The 14,711-nt window shown below is 36.5% G+C and carries 11 protein-coding genes; 9 read left to right on the top strand and 2 right to left on the bottom strand.

Features of this window, described 5'->3' with window-relative positions; all coding sequences use genetic code 11:
• The first annotated feature begins 13 nt into the window (after positions 1-13).
• Together hemH and hemY are read left to right on the top strand one after the other, a co-directional pair.
• Entirely contained in the window at positions 14-946 is a 933-nt protein-coding gene (hemH, locus tag CAO17_RS10870) for a ferrochelatase (protein ID WP_085992779.1), read from the top strand.
• Positions 946-2,349, top strand: coding sequence for a protoporphyrinogen oxidase (hemY, locus tag CAO17_RS10865; RefSeq protein ID WP_085992778.1), 1,404 nt, complete (start codon positions 946-948; stop codon positions 2,347-2,349). Before hemH ends, hemY begins: the two co-directional genes overlap by 1 nt.
• A 266-nt stretch (positions 2,350-2,615) precedes the next feature.
• Here hemY and yhfH read toward each other — a convergent pair whose 3' ends face one another.
• Positions 2,616-2,744 (bottom strand): protein YhfH, encoded by a 129-nt coding sequence (gene yhfH / locus CAO17_RS10860; RefSeq protein ID WP_085992777.1) that lies wholly within the window; start codon positions 2,742-2,744, stop codon positions 2,616-2,618.
• A 101-nt stretch (positions 2,745-2,845) separates the two neighbouring features.
• Between yhfH and CAO17_RS10855 the strand changes: the two genes are divergently transcribed.
• The 4 genes from CAO17_RS10855 (at position 2,846) to CAO17_RS10845 (ending at position 5,930) form a co-directional block, all read left to right on the top strand.
• Positions 2,846-3,577: an MBL fold metallo-hydrolase gene (locus CAO17_RS10855; RefSeq protein ID WP_085992776.1), complete on the top strand. Its 732-nt coding sequence runs from the start codon at positions 2,846-2,848 to the stop codon at positions 3,575-3,577.
• Between the two features lie 80 nt (positions 3,578-3,657).
• A complete protein-coding gene (gene lplA, locus CAO17_RS10850) occupies positions 3,658-4,653 on the top strand; it encodes a lipoate--protein ligase (RefSeq protein WP_085992775.1) in 996 nt (331 codons plus the stop codon).
• Positions 4,654-5,142: 489 nt separating this feature from the next.
• Entirely contained in the window at positions 5,143-5,286 is a 144-nt protein-coding gene (locus CAO17_RS21055) for a hypothetical protein (protein ID WP_179151937.1), read from the top strand.
• Positions 5,287-5,399: 113 nt separating this feature from the next.
• A complete protein-coding gene (locus tag CAO17_RS10845) occupies positions 5,400-5,930 on the top strand; it encodes a competence protein ComK (protein ID WP_085992774.1) in 531 nt (176 codons plus the stop codon).
• Here the strand turns inward: CAO17_RS10845 and CAO17_RS10840 are convergent.
• Positions 5,869-6,258, bottom strand: a complete 390-nt coding sequence (locus CAO17_RS10840; protein WP_085992773.1) for a YhjD family protein — start codon at positions 6,256-6,258, stop codon at positions 5,869-5,871. The genes CAO17_RS10845 and CAO17_RS10840 overlap by 62 nt on opposite strands.
• A gap of 268 nt (positions 6,259-6,526) precedes the next feature.
• Between CAO17_RS10840 and CAO17_RS10835 the strand changes: the two genes are divergently transcribed.
• The 3 genes from CAO17_RS10835 to addA all read left to right on the top strand — a co-directional run bounded on the left by CAO17_RS10835 (position 6,527) and on the right by addA (position 14,554).
• Positions 6,527-7,180 carry a TVP38/TMEM64 family protein gene (locus CAO17_RS10835; protein ID WP_085992772.1) on the top strand — a complete coding sequence of 218 codons (654 nt, stop codon included), beginning with the start codon at positions 6,527-6,529 and terminating at the stop codon, positions 7,178-7,180.
• Positions 7,181-7,296: 116 nt separating this feature from the next.
• Entirely contained in the window at positions 7,297-10,806 is a 3,510-nt protein-coding gene (addB, locus tag CAO17_RS10830; protein ID WP_085992771.1) for a helicase-exonuclease AddAB subunit AddB, read from the top strand.
• Complete coding sequence (gene addA, locus CAO17_RS10825) at positions 10,799-14,554, top strand: helicase-exonuclease AddAB subunit AddA (RefSeq protein WP_085992770.1); 3,756 nt, start codon at positions 10,799-10,801, stop codon at positions 14,552-14,554. The genes addB and addA overlap by 8 nt, the downstream gene beginning before the upstream one ends.
• Positions 14,555-14,711 lie beyond the last annotated feature (157 nt).

Genomic DNA, 14,711 nt, shown 5'->3' with positions numbered 1-14,711 from the left:
GGTGCATGAAAAAGTGAGTAAAAAGAAATTAGGATTATTAGTAATGGCATATGGTACACCATATAAAGAAGAGGATATTGAACCTTATTATACCCATATTCGTCATGGTAGAAAGCCTGAGCCAGAAGCACTTCAGGATTTAAAAGATCGATATAAAGCAATTGGTGGTACATCACCGTTAGCAAAAATTACGGAGGAACAAACTAAAGCATTAGAGGAAGCATTGAACTCTAGTCAGGATGAGTACGAGTATAAAGCATATATCGGATTAAAACATATCCATCCTTTTATTGAAGATACTGTACAAGAAATGGCGAAGGATGGAATTAAAGACGCAGTGTCAATTGTTCTAGCTCCGCATTATTCTACATTTAGTGTGAAATCATATAATGATCGTGCTGTAAGTGAGGGTGAAAAACAGGGGGTTTCCATTAAACCTGTTCAGAGCTGGTATAACGAACCTGGATTTATTAAATTCTGGGCTGATGGAATTAAAGAAGTTTATGAAGGTATGTCAGATGAGGAACGAGAAAAAGCTGTTCTTATTGTTTCTGCACATAGCCTACCAGAGAAAATTTTACAAAATGGAGATCCATATCCTAACCAATTAAAAGAAACAGCTGACATGGTCTCAAGGGAATCCGGGGTTACTAATTATGCTTTAGGTTGGCAAAGTGAAGGAAATACACCTGATCCGTGGCTTGGACCAGATGTACAAGATTTAACACGTGATTTATATGAGGACGGCTACCGTTCATTTGTATATGCACCTGTAGGATTCGTAGCGGATCATTTAGAGGTATTATACGATAATGATTATGAATGTAAGGTAGTATGTGATGAGTTAGGCGTTCCGTATTATCGTCCTGAAATGCCTAATTCACATCCACAATTTATTAATACACTTGCCGAAGTTGTATTAAATGTAACAAAGAGTGAAGCGTAATGAATAAAAGAAATATCGTTATCGTAGGTGGCGGAATTACCGGATTGTCCGCTGCCTACTATTTACAAAAGACAATGAAGGAAAAGCATCTACCATATCGTATTAAACTCGTTGAGGCAAGTGACCGCTTAGGTGGAAAGATTCAATCAATTAAAAAAGATGGTTATACAATTGAAAAAGGACCGGACTCATTATTAGTAAGAAAGCCAGCTGCTGTAAATCTAGTAAACGAACTAGGACTGGAAGAAAAGGTCATTCGTAATGCAACAGGTCAATCTTATATTTTAGCCAATAATAAACTACATAAATTGCCAAAGGGAACCTTTATGGGAATTCCAAAAGAAGTGGGCCCTTTATTATCATCTGGACTCATTTCATCAAAAGGAAAGTTATGTGCATTACGTGATTTATTTTTACCAAAGAGTAAACCATTGGAAGATCAGTCGTTAGGTGCATTTATGCGTCATCGTTTTGGAAATGAGATTGTTGATAGTCAAATCTCTCCACTATTGTCTGGTATCCATTCAGGTGATATTGATGATATGAGCCTCATGGCAACTTATCCAAATTTTTATCATTTAGAACAGAAATATGGCAGTTTGATGAAAGGGCTTCAAAAAACCATGCCAAAATCTAATAAAAAGAAGATGAAAAATAAGACAAGTATGTTCTTCTCTTTTGAAAATGGATTAGAAACACTTGTTCATCGTCTTGTAGAAGAAATGGATAAGAATATTTTTTCTGTAAATACAGCGGTGGATCATATTGAGAAAAAAGAACAGGGATATCATGTACTTTTAAGCAATGGAATGGTGGAAAAGGCAGACGCTGTTATTATAGCAACACAGCACGACGCTGTTCCACGTATGCTTAGTCAATATGATTTCATGAAAAAACTATATGACATACCTGCAGTTTCCTCAGCAAATGTTGTATTAGCCTTTGACAAGTCTGCTATCAAAAATGATATTGATGGGACTGGTTTTCAAGTATCAAGAAATAGTGACAAATATCGGATTACAGCATGTACTTGGACGAATAAAAAATGGCCAACAACGACACCGAAAGGGAAGGTGTTATTACGCAGTTATGTAGGGAAACCGAGCGATCAATCCATTGTTGACTATTCTGATGAGGAAATTACAGAAATTGTTTTGAAAGATTTGAAGAAAATCATGAAAATAAAAGGGAAACCCGAATTTTCTCTTGTGACAAGATGGAGAGACTCTCGCCCACAGTACAATGTAGGTCATTTAGAGCTGGTGAATTCAGTCCGACAAAGTGTGGGTGATTTGCTACCAGGTCTTTATTTAGTGGGTAGTTCCTATGACGGAGCTGGAATCCCAGATTGTATTGCGAAAGGAGAACAAGCAGCAGCGGATGTAATAGAATTCCTAAATTAAGCAAAGTATGAACCAACTTTAAGCATTATTATGTTTGGAGTTGGTTTTTTAATGAGATAATAAAGGTGGATCGAGTACGAAAGTTTAACGTAAGCCCGTAATTTGGGGCGATATGTGTAATAACACTAAGGGGATTTGGACACAAAAAAATACAACTGTTCTACAGCTGTATTATAATAAGAGAATGAAGAGTAAATTTTTCATGGCATATCAAAATGAATGGAGTTTTGTTGTATAACAAGTTAATTGAAATCTTTTCAAATCACTTATCGTGCTGGATGATCACATTCGTCGCAGATGTTTCCGTAACAATCAGCCTTTTCGAAGATTTCTCCACCACATTGTCTACATTTTTTCTTAGGTAAGTTTCTAAAAAATTCGATTACGTTGATCATGAATGTTTCCTCCTTGTTCTTGTTATAATACAATTATATGCAACAGTTTCTTGGTTGTCAATACTGTTGTATAACATTTTTGAAAAAAAGGTGTGATTTATTTGAAATTAACAATTATCGGTTATTGGGGTGGCTTCCCTGCAACGGATGGAGCAACTTCATCCTATTTACTGGAGAAGGGGGATTTTTCACTATTAATAGACGTTGGCAGCGGTTCATTATCAAAACTACAAAAATACAAACAAGTGTCCGAATTGGATGCTGTTATTGTATCCCATTACCATCATGATCATGTGGCAGACATCGGTGTTTTACAATATGCTAAACTGATTCATTATTATGTAACTGGAAATGATGCGGTTTTGCCAATTTATGGGCATAAAGAAGATGTAAACGGATTTCAATCCCTGGCCCATAGTTATACAAAGGGAATAGCCTATGACCCAAGTGAATCATTAATTATTGGACCTTTTTCTATTTCATTTTTAAAAACTAGTCATCCTGTTTCTTGTTATGGTTTCCGTATAACAGATGGGGAATCTGTTATTGTTTATACAGCAGATACGAGTTATAAAGAGGAGTGGGAGGCTTTTTCAAAAGATGCAGACTTGCTTATAACAGATTGTAATTACTATGCAGGACAAGATGGATCAAAGGCCGGGCATATGAATAGTGTGGAAGCCGGTAAAATTGCTGCACAAGCTTCCGTAAAAAGCCTTGTATTATCACATTTACCTCAATATGGGAACCAAGAGCAACTAATTGCAGAAGCTAAGGAACAGTTTGATGGTCAGGTTTTGTTAGCCAAAGAAGGAGTAGTGTGGGAAGCCTAATGATAAAAAGTTACGCAAATAAATGTTATAATTAGTTGGATTAAACATAAATAATGAACATAATTTGGGAGGCATAAGATATGAAATTTATTGATAATAAAGGAATTACCGATCCAATGGTCAATTTGGCTATTGAGGAATATATTTTAGAAAACTTCGGTGAAACGGATACATTTCTATTGTTCTACATAAACAAACCATCCATCATTATCGGTAGAAATCAAAATACTATAGAAGAAATTAATACGGATTATGTGGATGAAAAAGGAATCAAAGTTGTTCGTCGTCTTTCTGGTGGTGGAGCCGTTTATCATGATGAACAAAACCTAAACTTTAGCTTCATCACCAAAGATGATGGAGAGAGCTTCCAAAACTTTGCTAAGTTCTTAAAACCTATTGTTAAAGTTTTAAATGATCTAGGAGTTCCTGCTGAAGTTCAAGGGCGAAATGATATGGCTGTAGAAGGACGTAAAATTTCGGGTAATGCCATGTTCTCAACAAAAGGAAGAATGTTTAGTCATGGAACATTAATGCTTGATTCTCAGCTTGAAGAGGTTACTAATGCATTAAAAGTGAAAAAAGAAAAAATTGAGTCCAAGGGAATCAAGTCAATCCGCAGTCGTGTTGCTAATATTTCAGAATTTCTTGATGAGAAAATCACCATGCAGGAATTTAAAGAAGCTATTCTTAAAAGTATTTTCGAAGTAGATGACGTAAAGGATGTTCCAGAATATGAATTGACAGAGGAAGACTGGCAAAACATTCATGAGATATCTATAAATAGATATCAAAAATGGGAATGGAATTACGGGAAATCACCATCATATAATGTTCAAGAATCGCATAAATTCCCTGCAGGTTTAGTGGATGTTCGTCTTGATGTACAAAAAGGGGTAATAAACAACTGCGCGATATACGGGGACTTCTTCGGTATCGGTGATGTAAAAGAATTAGAAGAAAAATTAGCAGGCGTCAGACATGAGAAGAATGCCATTGAAGAAGCTCTAAAAGATGTAGAAGTGCCACATTACTTAGGTAAAATTTCAAAAGAAGACTTTATAAGCTTACTTTATTAAATACAAAAGCGCAAGCGCCATTGCCGGCATAGAATACCACGTCATAGGATGAAGGTTACTCGTCCAACTGAAATCATTTGTCTAGGGCGTTTGTATTAGCATGTCCTGTAAGTCGAAGTTGGGCGTGACAATTTCACCATAACCCATAAGATACAGTTCACCAATGAGGTGGACTGTTTTTTTCATGAGATTACGAAACATTTGATGATAGCGCCTACGGTTGAAAATTAAAATCATTTATAATATAATTAAAGATAATTGTAAAAATTCAGATTTCCCATTGTGGGTTAATGTTGCGCCTTTATCCTTTGTTTCAGTGGGAAGTGAAAGAATACCTCCCATTAATGGAAGAAACACTTTATATTATGTGGTATGAGTGACTGTTCATTCATTACTAAGAAATTGTTCCACACTCTAACAATATTTTAAAGATTTTTTGGTATGAAATGAATGCCCATTAGGTAAAATAAGGAAGAGGAGATGATGGATATGGATAAAAATAAAAACCCTGAATTGGAAACATTCACGATATTGAATCCTGATTTTTCAGTTAAAAATCAGGAAATAGGTAAAGAAAAGGTACATGTAGAAGTAGAAAAAGAGGAATCTGAAAGTACTGATTCACAAGATTGATGATAATTATTTTTGATAATTTCCTCTTTTTACTTTCCTTTTTATGCAAATTTTGGTAAATTATCTGTAAGCCACTTTCTTTTCATTTTCTAAAATGGAAAGAAGGTTATTACATGGTAGATTATTTTGATACCCCGAATTACGAGATACACCCACTTACTTTGGCAATACTTTCATATCGCGACTTAGATGAAAATCTTGTTTCGAAAGTGATAGAAGAAGATGTAGAGTATATTGTCGAGAAACCTCCACACCAAGTCATCAATGAAGCCTGTAAGTATTTTGGATCAAGCCTCAAAGGGAGGCAGGACGGGACTAGGGATATATGTGGCATTACCCATAAAACACCTATTTCTGTTGACCCCTCTAGTGGAATGTATTTTTTTCCAACAAGTTCACCTAAAAATAAAAAGTGCTCTTGGATTGCTCATTCCCACATAAGTAAACTGAGAAAGGTAACAAACCATCTTACAGAAATTACTTTTAAAAGTGGAAAGGCTCTGAATTTAGATGTTTCGTATGGAATATTAATTAATCAAGTACAACGAACAGCACAATTTCGTTATATGTTGAATAAAAGGCTTAAGTCTTTGCAGCAGCAGAAGCCTGAGATGGTTGCAGAGCCTTTTTCATTAGATTTCTAATAATTTCTTCTACTTCTTTTCGTATGACAGGATTAAAATAATTCCGCTTTTCTTCCCTTCCTTGACAAAGAAAGAGAAAAGAGGAAAAGGAATCGTTTTTATTTAGACGAACAACCTGAATCTTTCTGTCCTCCATTACTTTCCGAAGTCTTCTACGTTCATTTCTTGCCAAAGAAGCCATTTTTTCAAGAAGTTCAAGATACGGTTCATTGATTTTAAATTTTCCGTTTTGAAAATGGGCAATATCTTGTTTTATGACGACCATTGCCATGGAAAGGAAAAGGAACCTTGTTGCAATTTTTAATTCATCCTCATGAAGATAACGCATAAAAAACCTCCTAAAAGGAACATTTGTTCTATTATATGATATAATAAGCTAAAAATACAACATTAATAAATATTTTTTAGTAAAATGAAAAGACAGTGGCACTCATCATGAGATAAAATAAATATTAGAAAGAATGAAATGGTTAATAATAGAGGATGTTCAAATAGTCCGGTAAAAATCTTAGCCGACAGGTTCTTTTTAACCTACTAATGGAACACACACTAATAGAACAAAATAGATTTTGTACATAATGAGGAGTATTTTTTACATGTATATCATGAATATAAACTTTTCTAATTGGCAAGTAATGCTCGAAAAAGAGGGTGTAGAGGAATTTATTCTTCAATTATTGGACCAATATGAAGGACTTGGGCCCCTTCCCGGCATTTTGCTCCCATTTATAGAAGCGTTCCTGCCGTTTTTACCGTTAATTGTATTTGTTATCGGGAATGCAGCTGCTTATGGATTATTAGAAGGATTTCTACTTTCGTGGATTGGGGCAAGTGTTGGTGCAATTATCGTTTTTATCATCATTCGTCAACTAAGAACCAGAAAATGGGTGGAAAAGATACGAAAAAACAAGCAAATCAGTGCGGTTACTACTTGGGTAGAAAAGCATGGGTTTGGTCCATTGTTCTTGCTTCTAGCTTTTCCGTTTTCCCCATCTTCCATTATAAATGTGGTAGCAGGTTTATCTAAAATAAGCATACAACAGTTTATCTTAGCAGTGCTCCTTGGTAAGTCGGTGATGATTTTTTCCATATCTTATGTTGGATCGAGTATTATGGAATTCGCTGAGAATCCATTGAAAACCATTATTGTTCTTATCATCATTGGGTTATTCTGGTTGATTGGTAAATTGATTGAAAAGCGATTTGAAAAAAAAGTGGAGCGAGAACAGAAATCTAATGTTGAGGAATAGATACCAATAAAGGAATTCTACAATATTTCAGTAACAACCCCTATATAGAGCTTCTATCTTTTAGATAGGGGCTCTGATTAAATTAGACATAGTATAAAAAGAATGGAGGATATAACATGGGACTCCGCTTTATTTTGGGAAGATCAGGGACTGGGAAAAGTGGAAGAGTTTTAGATGAAATAAAAGAAAAGCAGCTACAAAGCCCTTTAGGGAAATCTATTTTTTATATTGTCCCAGATCAAATGACGTTCCAACAAGAATATACGTTATTTAATGATCAAGAGATTCAGGGTAGCATTAGAGCACAAGTTGTCAGTTTTTCTAGACTAGCATGGCGCATCCTACAAGAAACTGGTGGTGCAACAAAGCAATTTATTAGTTCTGTAGGGATTCAAATGATGCTGCGTAAAATAATTGAAGAAAGACAAGGTGATTGGAAAACCTTTAATAAGGTTTTAGAAAAACAAGGTTTTCTGAAACAATTAGAAGAAATGATTGCTGAATTTAAGCGATATCAAGTTTCTCCGGAAGTACTAAAGGCACAAATTGAACATATGAAGCAGTTTGTACATAAAGAACCTGGGGAAGAAGTACTCACTCAAAAATTAGAAGATTTACTTTATATTTATGACAGGTTAGTCCTAGCATTACAGGGGCACTACATTGATAATGAAGATCAACTCCAATTACTTGCTGAAAAAATGAAGGAATCTAAGCTTTTACAGGGTGCTGAAATCTATCTGGATGGCTTTCACAGCTTTACACCACAGGAGCTAGAGGTAGTCGCAGAATTAATGCGACTATCTAAAACGGTTACCGTCACACTAACATTGGACGATCCGGTTAGGGAAGTAAATGAACTAGATCTTTTTTATCAAACAACAGAAACCTATCATGTCTTACAACAAATAGCAGTTGAAAATCAAATTACTACCGATGAAACAATAATAATGGAACCAGAGAATGGAAAATTTCGTAACCGACCATACTTTGCCCATTTAGAACAGCATTTTGATACGAGACCAGCACCTGCTTATAACGGAGAAGCCCATCTTCAATTAGCAGAGGCGGTTCATCCCAGAGCGGAAGTAGAAGGAGCGGCACAGGAAATTCTTAGGCTTGTACGTGAAGAAAAGTATCGTTTCCAGGATATTGCTGTATTTGTCAGACAAACTGAAATGTATCAGGATTTGATTCATACCATTTTTGATGATCACGGTATTCCTGTTTTTATTGATGAGAAACGGACAATGCTTAATCATCCGCTAATTGAATTGATTCGCTCATGTTTAGATATTGTTGAAGGAAATTGGCGATATGAGGCGGTATTCCGTGTGTTAAAAACAGGATTTATACGTCCTTCAGATGAGGAGTATCCACTCTCCAATGATGCTATCGATGAACTAGAAAATTATGTCCTCGAATATGGTATCCGATCTAGGGAGCGTTGGTTTAGTGAGAAGGAATGGAAGTTTCAACGTTTTCGTGGTTTTGATCAAGCTGCACAGACTAACCGCGAAATGGAAACCCAGAAGCGGATAAATCGTTACCGTTCTCAAGTAGTACAAGTATTACAATCATTTGATGAGGGTATTCGCAGTGCGAAAACAGTTAAAGAGTTATCTGAAATAGTATATTTACTACTTGAAAAACTTCAGGTTCCAAATCGTTTGGAAAAGATGCGTATGTATTATGATGAGCAAGGTCAATTGGAAAAAGGAAGAGAGCAAGATCAAGTTTGGAACGCTGTTATCCAGTTATTAGATGAGATTGTTGAAATGGCTGGGGAAGAGGAAATGTCCCTCACAACCTTCCGTTCCGCTCTTGATGCTGGATTTGAAACGTTAACCTTCTCACATGTTCCCCCAAGTATTGATCATGTCATAATAGGGTCCATTGATCGTTCACGTATAAGTGGTATCAAATGTACCTTTTTACTAGGAGTAAATGATGGTGTATGGCCAATGAAACCACCTGCTGAAGGGATGATTAATGAGGAAGAACGTGAAAGACTAGCCTTTCAGGGGATTCAGTTAGCAGATAGCAGTAAGCGTATGCTCCTTAATGATTGGTTTTATATGTACCTAGCATTTACCGCTGCAAAGGACCGGTTATGGGTAAGTTATCCGTTAAGTGATGAAGAAGGAAAGGCAAAACTTCCATCACAGCTCATAAAGCGGATGGAGGACTTATTTCCATCAAATTCGAAACGTCTACTTTTACAGGATCCGGATGAATTATATGAAGCGGAGCGATTTATTACTACGCCTGTTAAAACAAAATCTGCTCTTACTGTACAGCTTTCACGTACACAAAAGGGATATCCAATTCAGCCAGTTTGGTGGCAAGTATTAAATTGGTATATAAAAAATGAACCAAAAAATAGTACAACCTATAAAGTTCTACAAAGCTTGTATTATCAAAATAATCCAGTTGATTTAGAAGAGAATACAGTAAAAGAGCTTTATCCAAAGGAAATTAAGGCTAGTGTGAGTAGGCTAGAATCCTATTACAGATGCTCTTACCAGCATTTTGCCAAATATAGCTTAGGATTAGATGAGCGTAAAACTTACAAATTAGATGCACCGGATATTGGCATGCTTTTCCATGAAGCACTTAAAATTATTACAGAATGGATACAAAAGGAAGGTAGAGATTTTTCGGCAATCACTCAGAAGGATGCAAATTCCTATGCGAGTAAAGCAGTAGGAAACTTAGCACCAATATTACAACATCAAATTTTGCATAGTACAAATCGACATCAGTATATTAGTCAAAAGTTACAAGAGGTTATTGCAAGAGCAACATTTATTTTAAGTGAGCAAGCAAGAATGAGTCATTTTTCACCAGTAGGGCTAGAATTAGGGTTTGGTGTGGGGGAAAAGCTTCCACCACTTTCGATGAAACTTCCAAATGGTTATAAGCTACTACTTCGGGGAAGAATTGACCGTGTGGATAAGGCAATAAGTACGGATGAGCTTTATTTACGAATTATTGATTATAAATCGAGTGACAAAGGGTTAAATCTAGTGGATGTATATTATGGACTTGCACTGCAAATGCTTGCATATCTGGACGTTGTTTTAACCCATTCCGAAGCATGGCTACAGCAAAAAGCAACACCTGCAGGAGTACTTTATTTTCATGTGCATAACCCAATGATTACTAGAGATAATAATTTGGATTCTAATCAAATTGATACAGAGCTCTTTAAGAAATTTAAGATGAAAGGACTTTTACTGTCTGATGAAGAGATAGTCCAAATGATGGATGTTTCCATGGAGGATGCATCAGGTCTAAAACGCAGTGATATAATCCCAGCAGCAATTAAAAAGAACGGTGGATTCAGTAAAAAAGAATCTAAGGTGGCAGAGCGGGAAACATTTACTAAACTACAAGGCCACATCCATTATTTAATGGAAAAAGCAGGGTTAGATATCACATCAGGTAGAGTGCATCTGAATCCATTTCAAAGTAAAAACCAAGTTGCATGTACATATTGTCCATTTCTTTCCGTTTGTCAATTTGATCCTACTTTGGAAGAAAATGATTACCATAAATTAAAAGATATGAAAGACGATGAAATACTAGAAAAAATAAGTGAGGAGGGGCAATTGGATGGTTAGTTGGACAAAAGAACAGGAAGAGGCAATATATACGGATGGTAGTGATATCCTTGTTGCTGCAGCTGCAGGGTCAGGGAAAACGGCAGTCCTTGTTGAACGGATTATCCAAAAGCTGTTGAAGAAAGACCAACCAGTAGACATTGACTCCTTACTTGTTGTTACATTTACAAATGCTGCTGCACAGGAAATGCGAAATAGAGTAGGGGTGGCATTAGAAGAGGCGTTAGAGCAAAATCCAACATCCCTTCATCTGAAAAAGCAGATTTCCTTATTACAGAAAGCATCTATATCCACGTTGCATTCATTCTGTTTAGATGTTGTTAGAAAGTACTATTATTTGCTCGATATTGATCCAGGATTTCGAATCGCTGATGATATGGAAGCAGACATCATTAAACAGGAAGTAATGGATGATTTATTTGAGGAATGGTATGGCCATGAGGGAGAAGAAAGAGATAAATTCTATGCAGTGGTAGACCGGTTTTCCAGTGATCGTAGTGATGTTGAAGTGGAAAAAGTCATTTATGACCTATACGATTTTTCGGTTAAAAATCCTTGGCCTGAACTATGGTTGGATAGATTGGGTGAGACTTATGATGTTCCAGAGGACTGGGAGGAAGAGGACCTAGCATGGTTAGATCTCCTAAAGCGAGAAGTTATGGAACAATTTTCAGCTATGGAGCAAGAAATGCAGCTTGCCTTAGATTTAACAAGGGAGAGTGACGGTCCACACTATTATGCAAAAACCATTGAAGCAGATCAATTATTATTACAAAATGCCAAGGCTCATTTTCAAACATGGGAATCCTTACAAGCATTTATGATAGATGAAGATAACACGTTTCAAAAGCTTTCTGGAAGAAAAGGTAAAGGGGAAATAATTGACGATACGAAAATTAAGCAGTTTAAGAAATTAAGAGAAGGCTATAAAAAGAAATGGAATGACACCCTAAAGAATAAGTGGTTTAGTAGGGACCTTTCAAGCCATATGGAAGATATGAAAGAGATGGCACCCATTATTAAACATTTAACAAAATTGGTGAAACAATTTGATATACGATTCAAGGAACAAAAACGAGAGAGAGGTCTGGTTGACTTTTCAGATATTGAGCACTACTGTTTACAGTTATTAATAGAAGAGGGATCGACGCAAACGAATTTAATTCCATCCAAGGTCGCGATAGAATTTCAAAATCAGTTTAGTGAAGTACTTGTCGATGAGTATCAGGATACCAACCTTGTTCAGGAAACGATATTATCCTTAATTAGTGATCAAGAGGGTCCTGGAAATAGGTTTATGGTTGGGGACGTAAAGCAAAGTATTTATCGCTTCCGACATGCTGAGCCGTCTTTGTTTATTCAAAAATATAAACAGTTTGCCAATGAAGGTGTGACTGGTAAACGGATTGACTTAGCAAGGAATTTTAGAAGTCGTGAACATGTTTTAATCGGTGCCAATTATATATTCAGACAAATCCTAGACGAAGCATTAGGTGAAATTGATTATGATGATAAGGCTGAATTAATCTATGGAAATAAAATGTATGATGAATTGGAGTTTCCTGAACCAAATCCAGAGCTTTTAATTATTGATCGTGATAAAGAGGAAGCAAAGGAAAATGATACAGAGGATGCAGAAGATTTCCAGGACCTTGAAAAAGCTCAGGTTGAAGCGAGAGCATATGCCGAGAAAATAAATGGTTGGATTGGTAAAGAAGATGGTCAAAGTCCATTACAGGTGTTTGATAAAGGGACGGGGATGCAGCGCGATATTCAATATCGTGATATCGTTATTTTACTACGTTCTATGACATGGGCACCAACGATTGCGGATGAATTAAAAAATCAAGGGATCCCAGTATATGCTGAGCTTTCAACTGGATATTTTGAGGCCATCGAAGTCAAGATTATGATAAGCCTACTTAAAACAATTGATAATCCGAGACAGGATATTCCGCTGGCATCGGTATTAAAATCCCCAATTGTCGGATTAACTGAAGATGAATTAGCTAAGGTTCGGTTGGCTGATAAATACAATTCGTATTATGAGGCACTAAAGAAATATAAGGAACAGGAATCCAATGAAACGGCAGAAAAAATAGCTGAATTTTTACAGCAATTAAATCAATTCCGTTTGGCTTCTAGACAAGGTGCATTATCCGAATTGATTTGGGATATTTATCAAGAAACAGGATATTATGATTTTGTTGGAGGAATACCAGGGGGCAGGCAACGTCAAGCGAATTTACGCGCACTATACGACCGTGCGAGGGGATATGAATCTACATCATTCCGAGGACTATTTCGATTTTTACGCTTTATCGAACGGATGGAAGAACGTGGTGATGATTTAGGTGCAGCGCGGGCATTAAGTGAACAAGAAGATGTGGTTCGGATTATGACCATCCATAAAAGTAAGGGACTGGAATTTCCTGTAGTCATTATGGGGGCGATGGATAAACAATTTAATATGCAGGATCTTAAGGGCAAGTATTTAGCTCATAAGGATTTAGGTTTTGCGAGCAAATATATTGATCCTATTAAACGAATTACATACCCTACATTGTTTTTCCATGCACTATACGTAGAGACAAAGCGGGAATTGCTAGCGGAGGAAATGCGTGTTCTATACGTAGCCTTAACAAGGCCGAAAGAAAAGTTAGTGATGGTTGGTAATGTAGATTCCATCAAGAAAAAATTGGAAAAGTGGCAGAAGATGGTTGATCACTCGGAGTGGATTCTACCTGCATATTTTCGTTCTGATGCAAACTCCTATCTCGATTGGGTCGGTCCAGCATTGATGCGTCACCATGGCAGTACTATATTACGTTCTAAAGAATTAAAGGATGCGGTTTTAAAGGAAATACAGATTGACCCTTCAGAATGGGATATTTCCGTTGTGCATGCTAGTGATTACACGAATCTCGAGGAACCATCAAATAAAACAGAAGCACAATTAAAAGAAAAATTAATGAAATGGGCTCCTATTAATATAGAGGATGAAGAACTAGAAAGAGAAGTGAATGAAAAACTATTCTACCAATATCCGTATCAACAGGCAGTAACCTCTCGAGCTAAACAATCGGTTACAGAAATTAAGCGACAACGTGAAATCAAGGATGAGTATAGTGCAGATCAACTTGTTAAAGATTTTCGTGCGCCGATTATTAAGCGTCCGAAATTTATGCAAAAAGAAAAAATTATAACCGCTGCTGAAAAAGGTACTGCCATGCACACCGTCATGCAACACTTACCGCTTGCGAAGAAGTTGAGTTCATTCGAAATTGAGGAGGAGCTGGAAAAGCTTGTAGAGAAAGAAATTTTAACAAGGCAAGAACAGCAAGTTATTGATATTCCAGCAATTGAGCAATTTTATGAAACAGACGTCGCTTCTGAAATGATAAAAGAATCATCCATAATTCGTCGCGAGGTACCATTTAGCTTAACCGTTTCAGCTAGTGAGGTATATGCAACTTGGTCAGGTGACGAAGAGCGTGTGCTTGTCCAAGGTGTCATTGACTGCCTAATCCCACGAGAAAATGGTTGGGTTATTTTAGATTATAAGACAGATGCAATCACGGAAGACCTTACAGACAGTTTGAAGGATAAATTAATTAGAAGATATGAAACACAAATGAATTTGTACCGCCATGCTATTGAACAAATCTGGAAGCAACCGGTAATAGGGACGTATTTGTATTTCTTTTCAAAGCAGCTATTAGTGGAAGTTCCAGGGAAAACAGAATAGAGTTAGCTAACTAGCTCTAGGAATTTATCGCAGGTTAAGGGGCAGTAATACCCCCATCTCAAAAATGGAGGAAACATGAATCATTTTAGGTGGGGGAAGGCCTTGTGTCATACCCTTGTGGTATAAACTGCCCCTAAAAGCCCGAATTTAACAATCA

The sequence above is a fragment of the Oceanobacillus senegalensis genome (assembly GCF_900176885.1).
Classification (GTDB): Bacteria; Bacillota; Bacilli; order Bacillales; family Amphibacillaceae; genus Oceanobacillus; species Oceanobacillus senegalensis.
Note: the sequence above shows the minus strand (reverse complement) of the source record. Positions and strands in the feature narration are given on the sequence as shown.

Excerpts from the sequence above, each read along its gene's own strand:
- hemY (WP_085992778.1), top strand. The coding sequence starts at position 946 with ATGAATAAAAGAAATATCGTTATCGTAGGTGGCGGAATTACCGGATTG.
- yhfH (WP_085992777.1), bottom strand. The coding sequence starts at position 2,744 with ATGATCAACGTAATCGAATTTTTTAGAAACTTACCTAAGAAAAAATGT.
- lplA (WP_085992775.1), top strand. The coding sequence starts at position 3,658 with ATGAAATTTATTGATAATAAAGGAATTACCGATCCAATGGTCAATTTG.
- CAO17_RS21055 (WP_179151937.1), top strand. The coding sequence starts at position 5,143 with ATGGATAAAAATAAAAACCCTGAATTGGAAACATTCACGATATTGAAT.
- CAO17_RS10845 (WP_085992774.1), top strand. The coding sequence starts at position 5,400 with ATGGTAGATTATTTTGATACCCCGAATTACGAGATACACCCACTTACT.
- CAO17_RS10840 (WP_085992773.1), bottom strand. The coding sequence starts at position 6,258 with ATGCGTTATCTTCATGAGGATGAATTAAAAATTGCAACAAGGTTCCTT.
- CAO17_RS10835 (WP_085992772.1), top strand. The coding sequence starts at position 6,527 with ATGTATATCATGAATATAAACTTTTCTAATTGGCAAGTAATGCTCGAA.
- addB (WP_085992771.1), top strand. The coding sequence starts at position 7,297 with ATGGGACTCCGCTTTATTTTGGGAAGATCAGGGACTGGGAAAAGTGGA.
- addA (WP_085992770.1), top strand. The coding sequence starts at position 10,799 with ATGGTTAGTTGGACAAAAGAACAGGAAGAGGCAATATATACGGATGGT.